Here is a 19,565-nt window from a genome sequence, read left to right as displayed (position 1 = left end):
GAGAGAAAACGGTAATGAGAAAGATATTTTTGGCCTGCCCCTACAGCCACGCCGACGCCAACGTCGTGCAGCAACGCTTTATAGCGTGCAACGAGGTCGCCGCCGCTATCGTGCGCGCCGGCAGCGCCGTTTTTAGCCAGGTCAGCATGTCGCATCCGATCAACCTGTGTTTGCAAGAGCTCGACAAAACCGCCATCGGCAGGCTGTGGGCGCCGATCGACGCCCTGTTCATGGCGGCGATGGATGAGTTGATCGTGCTCGATTTGCCGGGTTGGCAAGAGAGCGGCGGCATCAAGCGCGAAATGGACTATTTCGCCGCACGCGGCTGCCGCGTCAGCCTGTGGTCCGAGGTCGCGGGCGAGTTCAACTGAGGCGTGCGCCCCGCCGCTTAGCGCGACGGGGCATCGGCTTACTTGCCGGTGGCCAATTCGCCGTACACCACCTGGCCGCGGAAACCGCGCCGCACCTGCTGGAACAGCTCGCGGAACGCCGGGTAATCCTGCGCCTGGCACAGCGCCTCCTTGCCGCGAATGGCGTTCACCTGCAGCTGATGATTGACGATCACCTGCTGCCCGTCGCGCCGCCACGCCACGCGATAGTCGCCCGCCGCATTGCGGAACTGCCTGTCTTGCGGAATGGCGATGATCGGCACGTTGGCCGGCAGCTGCAGACGGTAGGTTTCGTCGTAGCGCTGCGCGCTGCAGTAGAACGGCGTTTCGTTGCCCGGCGCCGCCGTGGTGGTGTACAGCGTGCGGAACGATTTGCCGCCGGGCGGATTCGGCAGCGTCATGCCGCCCACCACGCCGAAATCGACGTAGTCGTCCGCCTTGAAGCGGAAGCGGTAACCGAACTGTTTTTTGAGATCCAGCGGATCGCTGTTCATCGCCACCTCGCCGCTGCCGTCGATGCCGGAGGCGGACATGATAGACGCTTCGGCCTGCGCCCGGTTCTGCCGGTTGATCTGCGAGAAGTAGCCCCGCAGATCAATCTCTTCCACTTCGCTCAGCCGACGCTCGGTTTGCCCGTGCAGATTGCCCGCTTTGTCGAACACGAAATCGACGCTCAGCGCGCTCTTGACCGGCTGCTCGTCGCTGCCCGGCGTACGCGCCAGTTTGGCGTCGCGCGTCAGCAGCACCGGCGCCCCCAGATCGCCTTCCGGCAGTTGCCCGAAGCGCGCCCACGGATTGGTGGAATCCAGGTACAGTTTGAATTCCGGCACGTAGGTGATGGCGTGATTAAAGCGGCTGAGCAGCGGCACTTTAGGCAGTATCGGGCCTTCGTCCATGCCGATCAGCACCGGCGAGCTTGCAATGCCTTTGGCGGCGAGCAGCGCCTCCAGGATCACCACGTGATCCTTGCAGTCGCCGTAGTGGTTGTCGAGAATGCTCTGCGCCGAATTCGGCTCCAGCCCGCCGTTGCCCAGATACACCGCCACGTAACGAATGTTTTGCGCCACCCAGCGATAGAGGGCCTCCGCCTGCTCGCGCCGATCGCTGATGCCGGCGGTGATGTTGTCCGCCAACGCCTGGATGCCCGGCGTCACCTGCGCCGCCGCGCCGGCCTTCAGCTGGTAGGCCTTGGCCAACTGCGGCCACTCGCGGTAGGTGCTGGCCATGATGGTCGGGCTGAAGGTCCAGCTGTCCGCCGCCCAGTTTTGCGATTTCATCGGCGCGCTGCGTGAATAATGCCAGCGCCAGTGCGCCTGCCCGTCACGGATCTGCGGCTGGTCTCCGCCCGCCACGCCGCGCGTGAAAATATGCATCGGCAGCTTGGCCGGCGCCTGCAGAGTCACTTCGGCATCGTCGAACTGATCGAAAACGCTGAACGTCTCCCACAGGCCGAAATAGTCGGGGAAATACGGCGTGTTTTGCGTGCGGCGCAGCTCATACACCACGCGCGATCCCGGCGCCAGGTTGGAGAACACGATGACGCGCACTTTACGGTCGGCATACAGCGGCGCCGTGGCGCTGGAGTAACTCTCCTGGGTATAGATGCGATCGGGCGCCACGTCGTGGCGCTGGCCGTCGGCGGTCAGCGTATAAGCGGCGACCACCTCCAGCGTTTCCATTTTTTCACTGTAGCTCAGGCGGATCTGGCTGAATTTCTCGACCGCCGCCTTGGTCTTCAGCAGCACTTCGTAGCTTTCCGTCTTCACGTTGGTGGCGTTGGCGTTGACGCGGTAATCCGCGCGATAGCGCACGAAGCTGAAATCGTTGTTGGCCGTGTCGTTCTGGCCCTGATCCGCCGCGGCGGGCGGTGCGACGGCCAACACGGTGGCCGGGTGCGTCGCCGTCAAACCGGCGAATAACAGCAGGGAAGGAATAGCGATTTTCATCTTCGGTCCTTGAAGGGCAATAAACGGCGACGCCGGGCTACGCGCCCGTCCCGGCGTCAAAACAGGCGGGCACACTAATATAATTGAGAATCATTTTCAATAAACGAACCGTCAACGCCCAGGTTAGCCCTGTTCGATCAGCATCACGGCGGTGGTCTCCGGCTCCAGCGCTTCGAAAACGTGCTCGCGATCGGCGGAATAGCTGATGTAATCGCCGGCGCTCAGCTCCTGCGGCTGGTCTGCCGGCCCCAGGCGCGCGCGCCCGCTGCTGATAATCACATGCTCGACGGTGCCGGGAGGATGCGGCCGGGAAAGCTTGGCTTCTCCGGGCTGCACCCGCAGCCGGTAAATGTCGCGCTGCGCCCCCGGCGGGCAGGTGGCCAGCAGCGTGGCGGCGTAGTTGCCCTGCTCCGACAGCGCCGGCGTACCCTCATGGGCGCGGATCACCTGCACCTGCCTGCTCGGCTGTGAAATCAGCCGGCTGACCGGCACATCCAGCGCCATCGCCAGCGCCCATAGCGTTTCCAGGCTGGGATTGCCGCTGCCGGCTTCCAGCTGCGACAGCGTGGACTTGGCGATGCCCGCGCGCTTCGCCAGTTCGGTGACGGACAGGTTCACTCGCTCCCGCTCGCGGCGGATCGCCGCCGACAAGAGGCCGATCGGCGTGATGTTCTGCATTAGGCTATCGCTCATTGTTCGCTATACCATCCATTTGTTCGACTTGACGAACGCTCGTATTCATGTTCATCATAATGTTCGATTGTTCATTTTAATGATTGAACCGCTTTGCCGCAAGTGCGGGCAGGCAACGAGGGAAACCACATGAAAACGAAAACGCGCGGCGCAGTGCAAATGATCCTCGCCATGACCATCTCCGGCACCGTGGGGTGGCCGGTGCTCGTTTTAGGGCAGCCGCCCGCGACGGTGGTGTTTTGGCGCTGCGCGTTCGGCGCGCTGGCCATGCTGGCGACCTGCGCCGCACTCGGTCAGCTGAAATCAGGCGCGATCAACCGGCGCCAGCTGAGCTTCGCCATTCTGGGGGGGATCGCCCTGGTGCTCAACTGGACGCTGCTGTTTGCCGCCTATGCGCATGCCTCGATCGCGGTCGCCACCGTTACCTACCACGTTCAGCCGTTCATGTTGGTGGCGCTGGGGGCGCTGCTGTTCGGCGAAAAGCTGACGGCTAATCGGCTGGGCTGGCTTCTGCTGGCGTTCGCGGGAATGGTGTTGATCGTCACCGGCCGGCAAAACGGCGGCGGCGATGACTATCTGCTCGGCGTGGCGCTGGCGTTGGGCGCAGCCCTGATGTACGCCATTGCGGCGGCGATCGTCAAACAGCTGGCCGCGCTGCAGCCGCAGCTGATCGTGTTGATTCAGCTGACCGTCGGCGCGCTGGTGATGGCGCCGTTCGCCGGCCTGGCCACGCCGCCTGCGGCCCCGATCGACTGGCTGCTGCTGGCGACCCTCGGCCTGGTGCATACCGGCTTGATGTCCACGCTGCTGTACGGCGCCATTCAGAAGATCCCCACCTCTCTGGTCGGCGCCCTGTCGTTCATCTACCCGGCGGTGGCGATCGTGGTGGACTGGGCGGCGTTCGGCCACCGCCTCAGTCTGTTACAGCTGCTGGGCACGCTGGCGATCCTGGGCGCCGCAGCGGGCATGAACTTCGGCTGGCGGCTCTCGCCGGTCGCCCGGCGGGCTGATAAAACCGGTTAATCCCGTCCGGCGGGCAAGCTATGCACAATAAGGCATTCGTCTTGCGCCCGGCGCGGTGTTATTTATTTACACCGTGTAGGGTAGAAGGAGTTGGCCATGTGGTATCACCGCCTGCAACGGCGCATCCGTTTCAGCTACTGGAACGAACTGTGCGTCGCAATAAAATAAGGGAAGGCGCAAGCCTTCCCTTTTGTCATTCACCGCCCAGCTCAGAAGCGATCGGTTTTCACCACCTCGTCGAACGGCAGTTTGCCGATGCGCGGATAAGGCTGCCCCGCCGCCTTGCCGATGGCGACCATCAGCGCGATCTGATAGTGCGCCGGTTTGTTGATGATCTCGCCCACGGCGTCGAAATCAAACCCGTCCATCGGGCAAGAGTCGTAGCCCTGCGCCTTGGCCGCCAGCATCAGCGTCTGGGCGAAGATACCGCTGCTGCGCATCACTTCGTCGCGCTGCACCTGCGGCTTACCGCGATAATACTGATCGACGGCCGGGATCATGAACTGCTGTACCGGCTCCGCCGCCTCGGCCCAGACGTTTTTTACCTGTGACTCCCAGCTCGACAGATCGCCGCACAGCACGACCAGCATCGACGCATCGGTGACCTGTGCCTGCCCCCACGCCGCTTCGCGAATTTTCTCGCGCTGGGCGCGATCTTCGATCAGCAGCGGGCGCCAGTGCTGCAGGTTAAAAGCGCTGGGTGCGCCCTGCAGCGCGATAGTCAGCAACGCTTTTTTCTCTTCGAGCGTCATCACGTGCTGCGCATCAAACTGTTTGGTGGCGCGGCGCTGGCGGATTGCGTCTAACGTATTCATTTTACTGCCCCTGTCCATGTGAAAGATCCTATTGTCGCCAACGCGACGCGGCTGTCCAGCCCCCGGCGGCTATTTCTGCGCGGTTTCGGCGCGCAAACGGCTGACCTGCGCGGTCAGATCGGGCCACGGTGCCTGACCGGCGTAGTGCTGCCGCAGATAGTTGAGCAGGATGGCGATCTGCGCGTCATCCAGGTTATGGCGGAAGCCCGGCATATAGCCCAGTTCGGCGTTCGCCGGCCGCTGTATGCCATCCAGCACCACGCGAATGGCGTTGTCCGGCGCCTCGGCGAACAGGTTGGTGTTCAGCGCCAGAGAAGGCCACACCCCCGCCATCTGCGCGCCCTTTTCCTGCGCATGACAAGCCATGCAGGCGCCGGAAAACAGCCGCGCGCCTTGCGAGCTCAGGGGCTCCACCTGCCGCTCCGCCTCAGCGTTCAACGTGGCCGCCGTCGCGCCCGCCGCCGTTTCAGGATGATAGCTGCGCAGATAGACGGCGATCGCCTGCAGATCGGCCTGCGGCAAGCGGGACAACCCTTCTTCGATCACCGGCGCCATTGGGCCGGCGGCCACGCCGTGGTTGGCCGAGTAGCCGGTACGCATGAAATCGACCAGATCCTGCTGCGTCCAATCGAGCGGCGCGGGCGAGCGGCCGGTCAACGCCGGCGCCGTCCAGCCTTCCGCCACGCCGCCGGCCAGGTGGTCGCTACCGGTTTTCTCGCCGAACAGCACGTTGCGCGGCGAGTGGCAGGCGCTGCAGTGCCCCAGCCCTTCGGCCAGATAAGCGCCGCGGTTCCAGGCGGCGCTTTGGGCCGGGTTTTCCTGCATCGCGCCCGGCGTCAGGAACAGCAGGTTCCAGGCGAAGATGCCCTGGCGGATATTGAACGGAAAGTGCAGATCGGTGGCCGGCGGCCGATAGTTGACCGGCGGTTGCGACATCAGGTAGGCGTACAGCGCCTGCAGATCGTCGTCACTCGTGCGGGTAAAGGCGGTATAGGGAAACGCCGGATAAAGGTAGCGGCCCTGGCGATCGACGCCGTGGCGCATGGCGCGTTCAAACGCCGCGTAGCTCCAGCTGCCGATGCCGGTTTCCACGTCCGGCGTGATGTTGGTGGTGTAAATGGTGCCGAAGGGGATCGCCATCGCCAGCCCGCCGGCGTTGCGCTCGCCGCCCGAACGGGTGTGGCACACCGCGCAATCGCCAAGATCGGCCAGCGTTTTGCCGCGCGCGATCTGCGCCTCGCTGAAACTGTGCGTCGCGTCGGCGGCGAGCGGCGCGATTTCCGGTTGCCAGCTGGCGACAACGCCGGCCACCACCACGGCGAGCACCGTAACCCCGCCCCACCCGGCGATCTTTTTCATCTTACTCATCTTTGCTGTCCTTGTTCGTGACGGGGATTAATGGCCGGCCTGGGCGCGCAGCGCGGCAAACACCCGCGCCGGCGTAAACGGCACCTCGCGCAGGCGCACGCCGAGCGCGTCAAACAGCGCGTTGCCGATCGCCGCCGCGCTCGGCACCGAGGCGGATTCACCGGCGCCCATCGGCGCTTCCTCCGAGCGATCGATCAGCTGGATATCGATCTGCGGCAGTTCGTCGAAGCGCAGGATCGGATAGCCGCCCCAGTCTAATGACGTCACCCCCGTCTCGTTGAAGGTCACAAACTCTTTCAGCACCCGGCTGGCGGACTGGATGACGTTGCCGTGCACCTGATGGCGCACCCCGGCCGGATTGATCATGCGGCCGCAGTCATGCGCCACGAAGATTTTATCGAGCGTGATCTGCCCGGAGCGGCGGTTGACGCTGAGATCGCACACCCAGGCCGCCCAGGCGGCGCCGAAGCCGGGGAATTTGCTGTGAAAATAGCGCGCATAGGCGAAGCCGCGGCCGCTCACCACTTCGGCGCCGGCGGCGCGCGAGCGGTGCGCCGGGCCGTCTTGCCAGTTCGCCTGCCGTTTCAGGGCTTCAATCAAGGCCACCGCGCGCGGATCGTTCAGATAGCGCAAACGAAACGCGATCGGATCCTCGCCGGCGCGCCAGGCCAGCTCGTCGATCCAGGACTCATGGGCGAACACGTTGGGCAGCGCAGAAACGCCGCGCATCCACGAAGCCCGCACGATCGGCGCGGCGTCCTGGCAGATCACCCGCATGTGCGGATACTCGTATTGCGGAATGGCGGTGCGATCGCCCATCTGCTGCACGTCGGCTCGGTTGGCTACTTTGCCGGTCAACACCAGCGGCAAGGTCACGGCATTGTTGGAGGGATAGCTGGTTTTCAATTCGTAGGCCGCCACCCGGTTTTGCGCGTCGAGGCCACCGCGCACCCGAATCAGCTGGCCGGTGCCCTTCGGCTCCCAACCGGATTCCTGTTCGCGCATCAGCTGCACGCGCACCGGCCGGCCGGTGGCCCGCGCCAGCAGCGCCGCGTCCGCCGAGACGTCGTCGGCGCAGTTGCGGCCATAGCAGCCGGAGGCCTCCATGCGGGTGATGTGCACCTGCCCAGGCGGCAGCTCGAGCAGCCTGGCGATGTCTTTGCGCAGATCGTGCGGGTTTTGCGTGCCGGACCACACCTGCGCCCGCCCGTCTTTGACTTCCGCCACCGCGCAGGAAGGGCCGATCGAGGCGTGCTGATGGTAAGGCCAGACATAGTCGGCCTGCACTGCGGTATGCAGCAATGCCAGCGCGGCGTCAGTGCCCGCGTCGTCGCGCAGCACGCGGTCGGTTTTCGGATTGGCCTCCAGCGCGGCGGGCAGCGCTTCCGGCGACAGATCCGGCAACCCGGCCCAGGGTTTCCATTCGGTTTTCAGTTGGCGCATGGCGGCGATCGCCTGCTCCTCGCGCTCGGCCACGATGCCGATGAAATCGTTGATCACCACCAGTTTCACGATGCCCGGCAGGTTCGCGATCGAGCTTTCATCCACCGACAGCAGGCCGCCGCCCAACGGCGCGCTGCTGTCGGCGCCTACGTATGGCGGGCGCACCACGCGGCCATGCAGCATGCCGGGCAAGCGCAGGTCGTGGACGTAGGTCAGCCCACCGCTGACCTTGGCCGGAATATCGACCCGGGGCACGGCGCGGCCCACATAGTGGTTCTGCCGTTCGCTGTTCAACTGCACGTTTTTATCCAGCATCACGTGCAGATTTTGTCCACTCGCCAGCTGCGCATAGCTCAGCGATCGCCCTGGGTTCCTGGTCACAAATACCTGCCCCGCCGCCGCCGTCAGCTGTTCGGCCGGCAGTTCGAAGGCTTTGGCCGCCAGCGCCGTCAGCAGGTGCCGCACCTGCGCCGCCGCCTGCCGCAGCGGCACTGAGGTCACCTGAAGGGTGGCGCTGGCGATGGTCGGCCCCTGATCCGGCGTGCGTTGCGTATCGCCAAGGATCATCGTGACGTGATCAAACGGCACGCAAATTTCATCGGCGACGATCTGCGCCAGCGCGGTGCGAATGCCGGTGCCCAGATCGACGTGGCCGTTGAACGCCGTCACCCGGCCGTCGGCGCTGAGGCTGATAAAGCTGTCCACCCGATCCAGCGGCAGATCGGCGGGCGATGCAACCGACTCGGCGGCGAAGGCGCTCAATGGCGCAGGCAGCAGGCTGCTGACCATCACCACACCGCCGGCCTGCAGCAGCTGGCGGCGGGTCAGTTCGAGGCGGCTCATGCTTGCCTCCGCGCGGCCAGCAGATCGCGGGCGCGCTCGGCGGCGTGCAAGATCTCGATATGCGTGCCGCAGCGGCACAGGTTGTAGGCCAATTCTTTCTTGATGGTTTGTTCGTCGGCCTGCGGCTCCCGTTCGAACAGCGCGACCAGCGTCATGATCATGCCGTTGGCGCAGTAACCGCACTGCGCCGCCTGCTCATCGATAAACCCTTGCTGTACCGGATGCGGCGCTTCCGCGGTGCCCAGGCCTTCCAGCGTGGTGACGGATTTGTTTCCTACGGCGGACAGCGGCATTGAGCAGGAGCGTGCGGCGACGCCGTCGATCAGCACCGTGCAGGCGCCGCACTCCCCCAGGCCGCAGCCGTATTTGGGGCCGTTCAATTGCAGATCGTTGCGTAAAACATACAGCAGCGGGGTCTCGGGCGAGATATCGCCGAGTGGAACCACCCGGCCGTTAACATTGATTTCCATGGTGAAACTATCCCTTAAGCAAACGGATTTAATCCGTAACATCACTGCGACGAATAATTGCACAGCGTGCTAATAATTATCATCAAAAGACTTGATAATGTTAAGGGAATGTAGCCGTCATGGCTTTAACGAAAAGTGGGTATTTTCTATAAATTTCCTATAGATAAGCTCGGTTTTATGATTGCTCCCCGTGATTATTGGCGTTCGCCAACGCGGCCTCGGCGCCATAACTTTGCCGATCTTTCACTTTAGAAAGCAGAAACCGGCATTTTGCCGCCGGGATCCGCTGACTTATGCTAACCCGGTGTGATGAAACGCGTTTTCATGGCATGTCTTCCGGAACGTTTTGCTTTATTTGTTCGTCGTGAACCCTGGGCCGCGCCTGACTGGTGCGGCTTTTCTTTTTGCCCGGCAGTGCCAGCGGCGGTGAATTTTGCTATGTTAAGCCGCAGATAAGCTTCCCGTTTTCAGCCGCCGGACCGACTCATGTTTACCCATAAAGCAATCGCCGAGCTCAACGCCCTGGAGCTGATGGTTTATAACTACGTCAGCAAACACAAGAATCAAGTCATGTACATGACCATCCGCGAGCTGGCCGAGGCCGCCGGCGTGTCCACCACCACCGTGCTGCGGTTTTGCAAGAAAATGGGCTGTGACGGCTATTCGGAATTTCGCATCCGTTTCAAGCTGTATCTCGAACAGAGCGATGCGCCGCCGGTCGATTCCGGCATCGGCGAAATCCTCAGCTTTTTTAAAAGCGTCAGCAACGATGAGTTTAATCAGCTGATCGATCAGGCGGTGCAGCATATCGCCGCCGCCGAGCGAATTATTTTCGTCGGCATCAGCACCTCAGGCGCATTGGGGAAATATGGCGCGCGCTTTTTTTCCAACGTTGGGAAATTCAGCACTCATATCGACGACCCTTATTATCCTGTCAACAGCGACATGTATAAAAACGCGGTGGCGATCGTGCTGTCGGTTACCGGCGAAACCGAAGAGATCCTGCGGCTGGCCAGCCAGTTCAGCCTGCACCACTGCAAGATCATCAGCATTACCAACAACGAAACCTCTTCGCTGGCGCGGCTGGCGGACTTCAACCTCTCCTACCACGTTCCGCAGCATTTGATCGGCGGGCATCACAATATCACCACGCAGATCCCCGTGCTTTACATTATTGAAACCATCGGCAAACGGCTTGGGCATATTAATTCGGCCAAATAAAACAGGCTGTTTTTTTATTGTGACAAATCACTTTCCACGGTAATTTGTTATATCGTGACATTTCTTTCGCTCTTGCTACTCTATTCTCAACGCAGCGTTATTACCCTTCATTAAATAAACCGATGAGACATTGACGATGAAACAGTTGCCGAAGGATTTTCTGTGGGGGGGCGCGGTCGCCGCGCACCAGGTTGAAGGCGGTTGGGATCGGGGCGGCAAAGGGCCCAGCATCGCCGACGTGCTGTCCGGCGGCTCGCACGGCGTGGATCGCGTGATGACTGACGGCGTGCTCGACGGCTATCGCTACCCCAACCACGAAGCGGTGGATTTCTACGGCCGCTATAAGCAGGACGTGGCGCTGTTCGCCGAGATGGGCTTCAAATGCTTCCGCACCTCCATCGCTTGGACGCGCATCTTCCCGAACGGCGACGAAGCGGCGCCGAACGAAGCCGGCCTGCAGTTTTACGACGACCTGTTCGACGAACTGCTGAAATACGGCATCCAGCCGGTGATCACCCTGTCGCACTTCGAAATGCCTTACCATCTGGTGAAGGCCTACGGCGGCTGGAAAAATCGCCGGGTGGTGGAGTTCTTCGTGCGCTTCAGCGAGGTGGTGATGCGCCGCTACCGCGAAAAAGTGAAGTACTGGATGACCTTCAACGAGATCAACAACCAGAGCAACTACCGCTATCCGCTGTTCGGCTACTGCTGCTCCGGCGTGGATTACACCCGGGAAGACAACCCGGAACAGGCGCTGTATCAGGTGCTGCACCACCAGTTCGTCGCCAGCGCGCAGGTGGTCAAACTCGGCCATCAGATCAACCCGGAATTCAAGATCGGCTGCATGCTGGCCTGCGTGCCGTTCTACCCGTACTCCTGCAAGCCGGACGACGTGATGTACGCCGTGGAAGCGATGCACCAACGCTATCTGTATACCGACGTGCAGATGCGCGGCTACTACCCAAGCTACCTGCTGCGCGATTGGGAACGCAAAGGGCTGAAGATCGAGATGCAGCCGCAGGACGCGCAGATCCTGCGCGAGGGCTGCACCGACTACATCGGTTTCAGTTATTACATGAGCAACGCCCTGCAGGCTAACGCGGTGGACGGCAGCGACGGCATGTTCGGCTTCCCGGGCAACGTGCCGAACCCGCACGTCAAGGCCTCCGACTGGGGCTGGCAGATCGATCCGGTCGGGCTGCGCTATTCGCTGAACGTGCTGTATGAGCGCTATCAGAAGCCGCTGTTTATCGTGGAGAACGGCTTCGGCGCCTTCGACAAGGTGGAAGCGGACGGCCGGATCAACGATGACTACCGCATCGACTATCTGCGCGCCCATATCGAAGAAATGAAGAAAGCGGTGATTGAAGACGGCGTAGACCTGATCGGCTACACGCCGTGGGGCTGTATCGACTGCGTGTCGTTCACCACCGGCGAGTACAGCAAACGCTACGGCTTCATCTACGTCGACAAACACGACGACGGCACCGGCACGCTCGAGCGCTCGCGCAAGAAGAGCTTCGACTGGTACCGCCGGGTGATCGCCAGCAACGGCGAACAGCTGTAACCGCACGCAGGCAATCAGGGGGCCCTGCTCGCCGCACGCCGCCCATGCCTCACGGCATGGGCATTTTCGTTTATAGTGCCGGGAATGGCGCCCCGACATAATTCTCCGCCAGCATCGTCATGGCGCTGCGCGATTTCACCGTGTACTGCAATTCTGACAGTTGCAGCCGATGCTCGAAAGGCGTGTCGTCCCGACGGGTATGCAGCATGTGGGTCATCCACCAGGAAAAATGCTCTGCGCGCCAGACCCGCTGCAAGGCGGTGTCGCTGTACTCGTCCAACCGTTGCCAGTCGCCTCGCCGGTAAAACGTTTCCAGCGCCTGGGACAACAGGCAGACATCGGCCATCGCCAGATTCAGCCCTTTGGCGCCGGTCGGCGGCACGATATGCGCCGCGTCGCCCGCCAGCAGCAGGCGCCTGTAACGCATCGGTTCTGTAACGAAGCTGCGCATGCCGACCACGTTTTTCTGGAAGATACGGCCCTTTTTCAGCGCCCAGCCTTCATGGTTTTCCAGCCGCTGTTCCAGTTCGTGCCAGATGCGATCGTCCGACCATTGATCGACCTGTTCCGCCGGATCGCACTGAAAATACATGCGCTGTACACCGGCCGAACGGGTGCTGATCAGCGCAAAGCCGCGCGGATGGCTGGCGTAGATCAGCTCGTCGCTGGACGGCGGCGCTTCGACCAGAATGCCGAACCAGCCGAACGGATAGATGCGGGTGTAATCCTGCCGCAGCCCGCCGGGCATCGCCGCGCGGCTGATGCCGTGGAATCCGTCGCATCCGATGACGAAGTCACAGCGGAGCTGGCGCGGCTGGTCTCCGTGACGGTAGTGAACCTCGGGCTGCGCGCTGTCCAGCGCCTTCAATTCAACCTGCTCCACCTCGAAAAACAGTTGCCCCTGCGCCGCCACACGCGCGGCGATCAGGTCTTTCAAGACTTCGTGCTGGGCATAAACGGTGACGGCGCGGTCGGTCAATCCCGCCAGATCGATGCGGTGCTGACGGCCACCGAATGCCAGCCGGATCCCCTGATGCCGCGCCCCTTCCCGCCGCATCCGCTCTCCCAATCCGACCTGGTTGAGCAGATCGACCGTCCCTTGTTCGAGCACCCCGGCGCGAATGGTCGATTCCACCGCCGCCCGGCTGCGCGTTTCCAACACCACCGATTCCACGCCATGCAGATGCAGCAGATGAGACAACATCAAGCCGGCCGGGCCGGCGCCGATTATCGCAACCTGTGTGCGCATAGTATTACTCCCTCACAGCATTTTTATTGAGCGGCGCCGACAGCGCCGGGTAGCCGGAAAGGTGCTTGGCGATCAACGCCAGCGCCGCGATCAGCGCCGGGATAGCCAGCAGTGTGAATATGGTGCTGAACGACAGCTGCATCTGCATCAGCGCACCACCGCTCATCGCCCCCAGAATGCCGCCAAAACGCCCGAGACCGAGCATCCATGCCACGCCGGTCGCCCGGCTCTGGGTGGGGTAAAATCCGGCTGCCAGGGCCGGCATGGATGACTGCGCGCCGTTCATGCAGGTGCCGGCGATGAACACCGTGATCGCCATCAGCGGCGGGTAGCTATAGACAAAGCCGATGATGCCGACGAACAGACCGGTGAGCAAATAGCCGACGGCCACCACCTTGTGCGGGTTCATGCGATCCATCAACCAACCGATAATCAATACGCCAAGCCCCCCGCCGAGCGGAAACAGCGCGGTGATCAGCGACGCCTGCGTGACGGAAGCGCCGGTTTCACGAATCAACAGGGGCAGCCAACTGGTCAGCAGATAGAAAATCATCAACCCCATAAAGTAAGTCAGGCACAGCATCAAGGTGCCCAGCAGATAGCGACGGGAAAAAATCATCCCCAGCGGCGAGGCCGCCTTTATCTGCCCCTCTTCCTGCAACATGAAATGCGGCGTCTTTGGGAGTGGCGCAATGCGCTTCAACACTTTGGCGATGCGTTCTGCGGCATAGCCGCGCGCAACCATAAAGCGCGCGGATTCAGGCAAGGCGGCGATCAAGACCAGCGCCAGCAGCAGCGGCATGACGCCACCCAGCACCATCACGCTCTGCCAGCCGAAATGCGGGATCAGCCAGGCGGAAGAAAAGCCGCCCAGCGATGAGCCGAGAGGAAAACCGCAAAACATTAGATTCACCATCAAAGCCCGGCAGCGCTGAGGCGCATATTCCGACATCAGCGTGGCGGCATTGGGCATGGCCGCCCCCAATCCCAGCCCCGTCAGGAAACGCAACAGCGTCAGCGTCGACAGCGAGCCGGCGAAGGCAGTCAGCAAACTGAAGCCGCCGAACAGCAGCAGCGAGATCACCAGCACTTTCTTACGCCCGATGCGATCCGCCAACGGCCCGGCGGCCAACGCGCCCACCGCCAGGCCGACCAAAGCAGCGCTCATCACCGGCCCCAGAGAGGTTTTTCCTATTCCCCATTCCTGCACCAGCGACGTGGCAATGAAACCGATAATGGCGGTATCGAAGCCGTCCAGCGCTACCGCTAAAAAACACAAAACCAGTATCAACCACTGGTAGCGAGAAAATGGCTGGTCATCGATAAACCCTCGGATTTCTACGTTGTTATCGTGTGGCATGGCTTGCTCCTCAGGGGGTGCGGCAACCCTCACCGCACAGAACAACCGGTTGCGTACCGGCAAGAGGGTTAATTTGTGCGATTATCGGAACATAGTTCGTTAATCGACAATTAAATCAAACCACCCCACGGCGAATGCTTCAATATTGTTAAAACAATAAGCGTGCGATAAACGAACATCAGAGGACGGTAAATAAAATAATTTTATTTACTATTAATGGGATGAGGTTATTTTTGCCGTCACCACAGAATGAGGGTTTGTGATTCAATTAACATTTCAGAAACATTGGCGCTACTCTGTTTGGCGCTGACCATCGGCCTGAAGGCACAGACGCTTTTCGAAAGGCGCTCGCCCTCTAAAAAGGGAGCGAGCGCAATAAACGCCCTTATTGACTCAGAGACGCCTGCCCGGCGGCGAGGTACTTCGCCATTTCCGCCGGCGGCACCATGCCGCCACCGGTCGCCCACACCAGGTGCGTCGCCTGCGTCAGGCTCTCTGTGCTCACGCCTTGCTCGCTGAGCTGCCGCGTCTGGGCCGCAACGCGCCACGGCCCGGCCATGCCGGCCAGCGCGGACGGCTCCAGCTGGATATGCTCGTGCTTGTCCAACAGCCCGAGCAGCGCAAACATCTCTTCGTCGCTCAGGGTGTAGAATGCGCTCAACAGGCGCTCCATCGCCCGGCCGACAAAGCCGGAGGCGCGCCCCACCGCCAGCCCGTCCGCCGCGGTGCGGTTATCGATGCCAAGATCCTGCACCGCAATGCCGTCGTGCAGCCCGCTGTAAACGCCGAGCAACATGCAGGGCGAATGGGTCGGCTCGGCGAAAACGCAGTGAACATGGTCGCCGAAGGCCAGCTTGAGGCCAAACGCCACGCCGCCCGGCCCACCGCCGACGCCGCACGGCAGATACACGAACAGCGGATGCTGTGCGTCCACCACGATGCCCTGTTGGTCAAACTGCCGCTTCAGGCGGCCGCCGGCCACCGCGTAGCCGAGAAACAGGGTTTGCGAGTTTTCATCATCGATAAAGAAACAGCGCGGATCGCTCGCCGCCTGCTTGCGCCCCTGCTCGACCGCCACGCCGTAATCTTCGGCGTACTCCACCACCGTGACGCCGTTGTCGCGCAGCTTTTGCTTCTTCCACGCCCGCGCATCCGCCGACATGTGGACGCTGACGTCAAACCCCAGTCGGGCGCTGATGATGCCGATAGAGAGCCCCAGGTTGCCGGTCGAACCGACGGCGATGCGGTACTGGCGGAAGAACTGGCGAAACTCGTCGGAAAACAGCCGGGCGTAGTCGTCGCCGATCTGCAGCAGCCCCGCCTCCAGCGCCAGCGTCTCCGCGTGCGTCAGCACCTCGTAAATGCCGCCGCGCGCCTTGATTGAGCCGGAGATCGGCAGATGGCTGTCCTTTTTCAGCAGCAGCTTCCCGCCAAGCCGCAGCCCATAGCGCAGGTCCAACGCCTGCTGCATGGCGGGGATCGCCACCAGCTCGGATTCGATGATCCCCTTTGTCGGCCGGGTTTCCGGGAAGGCCACGGCGAGATAAGGCGCAAAGCGCGCCAGGCGCTGCTCCGCGGCGGCGACGTCGGCGGCGGTCAGGCCGACATGGGGCAAGCCTGCGGCCAGCGTTGTCGCGCGCGGATTGAACCAGGTGATAGGCTCAAGGGCGACCATTCGTTGCAACAGCGGATGCTGCGCAACCCACGGTTGAATCTGTGATTTTTGCATAAGTGTCCCTGACTGATTTGGCGTTGCCGTCACCATGCCGCGAACGCCGGCGGCTGACAAATGATAAATACTGAGCTTGAGATGCAACAGATTGATGCAAGCGCGGCGCTACCCGGCCGCGACGCCAAACCAGATCAGAATACCCGCCACGCCCGGCAAAATCGGCGCACCGCCGGTTTTCGCGGCGATGCCGCCGGGAATGCCGAGGGAAACCAGCGCCGATGCGTCACGTGCTGCGCTCTTGATGCATCTTTTATCCGCTAACCCCGCGCCGCCGCTTCCAGGCCGGCGATATCGATTTTGCCCATCAGCAGCATCGCTTCCGTGACCCGCCGCACGCGGGCGGCGTCAGGATCGTTCATCAGTTCGGTCAGGCGCCGCGGCACGATCTGCCAGCACAACCCCCAGCGATCGCGCAGCCAGCCGCACTGCTCCGCCTCGCCGCCCACGCACAACGCGTCCCACAGCCGGTCGACCTCCGCCTGATCGTCGCATTCCACCATCACGGAGAAGCTGTGGTTGAACGGATCCAACGGCCCGGCTTCTATCGCCGCATAGCGCTGGTCGCCCAGGGTGAAGGAAGCCAGCTTCACGCTGCCGGCCGGGCCGCTCGGCGTATCCGCCGGCAGATCGGAAAACCAGTTCACGGACGAACCGGGGATCAGCGCGACATAGCAATTCAGCGCCGCCTCCATGTCTTTTTCAAACCACAGATGTTGCGTAATTCTGGCCATCTGCGCCTCCTTCAGGTATCGAGGAGCGGCGCGAACCCGCCAAAGATCATGCGCTTGCCGTCAAACGGCATCTCGCCCAGCGCCTTCATGCGCGGATCGTTCATCATTTTCTCGTTGGCGGCGTCGCGCACCGCCTTGGAGGGATACTCTATCCAGCTGAACACCACCACTTCGCCTTCCTGCGCCTTCACCGCGCCGCGAAAGTCGGTAAGTTTGCCGTCGGGCACGTCATCGCCCCAGCACTCCACGACGCGCGTGGCGCCAAACTCTTTAAACAGCGGCGCCGCTGCGGCCGCCAACCGGTGATATGCCTCCTTATTGGCGGCCGGCACCGCCACCACAAACCCGTCTACGTATTTCATTCTGATATCCTCTTGTCTGATTAAGGACAGTCGGTTCAGCGCGGGCAAAGTAGTCCGCGCCCCCCTACCAGTTTAGACGGCGGGCGCGCGGCCCGGATCGGAAGTTCAGCGGTCAGGATCGTTCGGCGGGCAAGATTCCGGCGTGGCGACCCGGTTACGGCCGGCGTTTTTCGCTTTGTATACCGCCAGATCCGCCAGTTTGAGCAGGTCGGCCAGGCTGTGGCCGGAACCGCCCGGGCAGGTTACCATGCCGATGCTGACGGTGATCTGCAGCGGATGGCCGGCCGGCATGGTGATCGATTCCGCCTCAATGCGTTGCCGCAGCCGTTCGGCCAGCTGCACCCCCTGCTGCGGCTGGCCGAGCGTCGAGACGATGGCGAACTCTTCCCCGCCCATGCGGCCGAACAGATCATCGACGCTCAGATCGGCGGCAATCGCACGGGTAAACGCCATCAGCGCCTGATCGCCACCGGCGTGGCCGAAACGGTCATTGATCGATTTGAAGTAATCGATGTCGAGCATCATGACGCACACCAGCTCGCCTTTCTGGTCTATCACTCGCTCGCCGCGCTGCATAAACGCATTGCGCGTCAGCACGTGGGTCAACGCATCGTGACTCGCCACGTGCTCCAGCGTGCGCAACAGCGCGTTGCGCGCATAGTTCATGCTGGCGACGGCAATCGGCCCCAGCGCCAGCAGCGCGATGCCCAAACGCATCGATACCGTGTTCTGCAGTACCTTCATGTCGAGCGTGGTGCTCAGCAACCCGAAATCGATCGCCAGATGGCACCACAGCACATAAACCAGCACCGCGATCATGGTGCTGAACAGCGAAAAGGACATCGCCAGCCACAGCAGCACCGGCATGGGAAAGATCACCGCGCCGGGGCCGCCGATCAGCACGCTGCAGACCGCCGCCAGCGCCAGCAGCGCCAACACCGCCATTTTCCGCCCCGCCTGCGGCCATTGGCTGCGCTGCGTCAACATGGCGCAGGCCACGCGCAGGCGATAGCGCCAATCAGCGGGAAACACCAGAATAAACGGCATCAGCGTGACGTAGTTGGTGAATTCGGACGAGAACCACAGCGCCAGCGAGGTTAAATAGGGCCTGCCGAACAGCCACTGCGAGACTCCCGCGCCCACTACACCGGTCGCGGCGGCGGCGGCCAGGCAAATACCGAACAGGTACATGCTGGAGGCGCCGCGCTGTAGCATGCGCGCCGGCGGCGACAGCCGCATGAACAGCAGATACCCCACCACCACGCCGGTCAGATTGGCAGCGTTCAGCAGCAACGCCTTTTGCAGCGAGCTGCCGGTCAGCAGATCCGCCGCCAGATACCCCAGCACCGCCATGCCCCAGCCGGCGCGCGTAGCCCACTGCGGGCAGCGCACCAGAACCGCCAGCAGAACGGCGTTTACCGGCCAGAATACCGCCAAAAATCCGACGGGACGGCTGACGATGCCCAGCAGGCAAGCCGCGAACACCAACAAAAAGACGGTGAGTGCGGGCCAGATTTTCCGGGTTTCGGACAACGAGGTGGTTTGCATCTTGGATCCAGAGACTTCTGCTGTGTAAGGTGACAATCTGTTCGTGTCACAACCGTCGACGATGAGGAGAAGATAAGCGGCCGACCCGCCTATTATTGCCAGTTTTAGCGGCCCGAGCACCTGTTTATTCATCAAGGGAAAATATATTTGTGTATCAATGTATTGACGGCAGTTGCTCGTCTGGCGCAGAAACTGCTGAAGCAGCCACGCCCAAGCCGGCCTGACACCGGCAAAAACCGCCGTCTTGTTCCTAAAAAGTAAAATAAGATTGGGTGATGTGCGGAGACATTTATAGTTGGAAATATTTATCGATACCAAGAATAGTTCTTCTTAACACTCATTGAAGGCTACACCAGCGAGAAAATCCATCAGCGCACGGTTGAACAACGCCGGCCGCAGCAGCGACGCGAAGTGACTGGCGCACGGCAGCGCCGCCAGACGCGCGCCGTCATAGTTGACACAGCCCTGCCTGGAAGCGGGTCAACTCGTCGTCGGTTTGCATCTTTTCCTCCTCATTCGCCGACGTTGTGCGCCAACAAGGCATCGAAGGATGTATAGATCGCACCGCCGAGCGGTGCCGTTCGCTTTCCCGACATATACTTAAGGGAGGAATCGCAATGGAGGACGGTGAGATGAAGAAGATTACTCTCGTGTTTTTGATGCTGATGCTGAGCGGGTGCATCGGCGGCGGTGGCGGCCCGTCGAATGCGCCTTCGGCCTCGCCGAATGAGCCTTATACCTGCACCAAATCCAGCGCCAACAGCGACTGTTCGCAATCGGTGGAGCCGTCGATGTATTAGCCGCA

Annotated in this window: 18 protein-coding genes; 6 read left to right on the top strand and 12 right to left on the bottom strand. The window is 61.9% G+C overall.

What is annotated here, in order from left to right; translation table 11 throughout:
• The first annotated feature begins 14 nt into the window (after positions 1 to 14).
• Positions 15 to 371, top strand: coding sequence for a DUF1937 family protein (locus tag ACJ8HB_RS12775; protein WP_039566053.1), 357 nt, complete (start codon positions 15 to 17; stop codon positions 369 to 371).
• A 38-nt stretch (positions 372 to 409) separates the two neighbouring features.
• Here the strand turns inward: ACJ8HB_RS12775 and ACJ8HB_RS12770 are convergent, their stop codons facing one another.
• Complete coding sequence (locus tag ACJ8HB_RS12770) at positions 410 to 2,335, bottom strand: DUF3857 domain-containing protein (RefSeq protein ID WP_094860090.1); 1,926 nt, start codon at positions 2,333 to 2,335, stop codon at positions 410 to 412.
• Between the two features lie 123 nt (positions 2,336 to 2,458).
• A complete protein-coding gene (locus ACJ8HB_RS12765; RefSeq protein ID WP_033634588.1) occupies positions 2,459 to 3,028 on the bottom strand; it encodes a helix-turn-helix domain-containing protein in 570 nt (189 codons plus the stop codon).
• A 129-nt stretch (positions 3,029 to 3,157) separates the two neighbouring features.
• Between ACJ8HB_RS12765 and ACJ8HB_RS12760 the strand changes: the two genes are divergently transcribed.
• A complete protein-coding gene (locus tag ACJ8HB_RS12760; RefSeq protein WP_094860091.1) occupies positions 3,158 to 4,051 on the top strand; it encodes a DMT family transporter in 894 nt (297 codons plus the stop codon).
• 209 nt (positions 4,052 to 4,260) lie between these two features.
• Here the strand turns inward: ACJ8HB_RS12760 and ACJ8HB_RS12755 are convergent, their stop codons facing one another.
• From ACJ8HB_RS12755 to ACJ8HB_RS12740, 4 genes are all read right to left on the bottom strand, one after another.
• On the bottom strand, positions 4,261 to 4,866 hold the full coding sequence (locus ACJ8HB_RS12755) for a nitroreductase family protein (RefSeq protein WP_033632999.1): 606 nt from the start codon (positions 4,864 to 4,866) through the stop codon (positions 4,261 to 4,263).
• A 69-nt stretch (positions 4,867 to 4,935) separates the two neighbouring features.
• Positions 4,936 to 6,234, bottom strand: a complete 1,299-nt coding sequence (locus tag ACJ8HB_RS12750) for a c-type cytochrome (RefSeq protein WP_094860092.1) — start codon at positions 6,232 to 6,234, stop codon at positions 4,936 to 4,938.
• 27 nt (positions 6,235 to 6,261) lie between these two features.
• A complete protein-coding gene (locus tag ACJ8HB_RS12745; protein WP_094860093.1) occupies positions 6,262 to 8,520 on the bottom strand; it encodes a xanthine dehydrogenase family protein molybdopterin-binding subunit in 2,259 nt (752 codons plus the stop codon).
• Positions 8,517 to 8,990 (bottom strand): (2Fe-2S)-binding protein, encoded by a 474-nt coding sequence (locus tag ACJ8HB_RS12740; RefSeq protein ID WP_033634592.1) that lies wholly within the window; start codon positions 8,988 to 8,990, stop codon positions 8,517 to 8,519. Before ACJ8HB_RS12740 ends, ACJ8HB_RS12745 begins: the two co-directional genes overlap by 4 nt.
• A 486-nt stretch (positions 8,991 to 9,476) precedes the next feature.
• Here ACJ8HB_RS12740 and ACJ8HB_RS12735 point away from each other — a divergent pair, with 486 nt between their 5' ends.
• Positions 9,477 to 10,211, top strand: coding sequence for a MurR/RpiR family transcriptional regulator (locus tag ACJ8HB_RS12735; protein ID WP_033648369.1), 735 nt, complete (start codon positions 9,477 to 9,479; stop codon positions 10,209 to 10,211).
• 130 nt (positions 10,212 to 10,341) lie between these two features.
• Positions 10,342 to 11,778 (top strand): 6-phospho-beta-glucosidase, encoded by a 1,437-nt coding sequence (locus tag ACJ8HB_RS12730; protein WP_094860094.1) that lies wholly within the window; start codon positions 10,342 to 10,344, stop codon positions 11,776 to 11,778.
• Positions 11,779 to 11,848: 70 nt separating this feature from the next.
• Here the strand turns inward: ACJ8HB_RS12730 and ACJ8HB_RS12725 are convergent, their stop codons facing one another.
• The 3 genes from ACJ8HB_RS12725 to ACJ8HB_RS12715 form a co-directional block, all read right to left on the bottom strand.
• The gene (locus ACJ8HB_RS12725) at positions 11,849 to 13,027 is read right to left on the bottom strand and encodes a 4-hydroxybenzoate 3-monooxygenase (protein WP_060428237.1); all 1,179 of its coding nucleotides are present in this window, start codon (positions 13,025 to 13,027) and stop codon (positions 11,849 to 11,851) included.
• Between the two features lie 4 nt (positions 13,028 to 13,031).
• A complete protein-coding gene (locus ACJ8HB_RS12720; RefSeq protein ID WP_094860095.1) occupies positions 13,032 to 14,387 on the bottom strand; it encodes an MFS transporter in 1,356 nt (451 codons plus the stop codon).
• Between the two features lie 385 nt (positions 14,388 to 14,772).
• Positions 14,773 to 16,116 (bottom strand): D-serine ammonia-lyase, encoded by a 1,344-nt coding sequence (locus ACJ8HB_RS12715; protein ID WP_094860096.1) that lies wholly within the window; start codon positions 16,114 to 16,116, stop codon positions 14,773 to 14,775.
• An 81-nt stretch (positions 16,117 to 16,197) separates the two neighbouring features.
• On the opposite strand from ACJ8HB_RS12715, the gene ACJ8HB_RS12710 reads away from it, so the two are divergent.
• Positions 16,198 to 16,380 carry a hypothetical protein gene (locus tag ACJ8HB_RS12710; RefSeq protein WP_170943488.1) on the top strand — a complete coding sequence of 61 codons (183 nt, stop codon included), beginning with the start codon at positions 16,198 to 16,200 and terminating at the stop codon, positions 16,378 to 16,380.
• Here ACJ8HB_RS12710 and ACJ8HB_RS12705 read toward each other — a convergent pair.
• From ACJ8HB_RS12705 to ACJ8HB_RS12695, 3 genes are all read right to left on the bottom strand, one after another.
• On the bottom strand, positions 16,377 to 16,850 hold the full coding sequence (locus ACJ8HB_RS12705) for a VOC family protein (RefSeq protein WP_033634598.1): 474 nt from the start codon (positions 16,848 to 16,850) through the stop codon (positions 16,377 to 16,379). The two genes, ACJ8HB_RS12710 and ACJ8HB_RS12705, sit on opposite strands and share 4 nt — an antisense overlap.
• A gap of 11 nt (positions 16,851 to 16,861) precedes the next feature.
• On the bottom strand, positions 16,862 to 17,212 hold the full coding sequence (locus tag ACJ8HB_RS12700) for a DUF1428 domain-containing protein (protein WP_094860097.1): 351 nt from the start codon (positions 17,210 to 17,212) through the stop codon (positions 16,862 to 16,864).
• Positions 17,213 to 17,317: 105 nt separating this feature from the next.
• Positions 17,318 to 18,760 carry a GGDEF domain-containing protein gene (locus ACJ8HB_RS12695; protein ID WP_094860098.1) on the bottom strand — a complete coding sequence of 481 codons (1,443 nt, stop codon included), beginning with the start codon at positions 18,758 to 18,760 and terminating at the stop codon, positions 17,318 to 17,320.
• A gap of 632 nt (positions 18,761 to 19,392) precedes the next feature.
• On the opposite strand from ACJ8HB_RS12695, the gene ACJ8HB_RS12690 reads away from it, so the two are divergent.
• Positions 19,393 to 19,560, top strand: coding sequence for a hypothetical protein (locus ACJ8HB_RS12690; RefSeq protein ID WP_223307152.1), 168 nt, complete (start codon positions 19,393 to 19,395; stop codon positions 19,558 to 19,560).
• Positions 19,561 to 19,565 lie beyond the last annotated feature (5 nt).

Origin of the sequence: Serratia sp. CY27727, assembly GCF_052169275.1 — a bacterium.
GTDB classification, from domain to species: domain Bacteria; phylum Pseudomonadota; class Gammaproteobacteria; order Enterobacterales; family Enterobacteriaceae; genus Serratia; species Serratia sarumanii.
The sequence above is the reverse complement of the archived record's forward strand: the minus strand, read 5'-3'. Positions and strand labels throughout refer to the sequence as shown.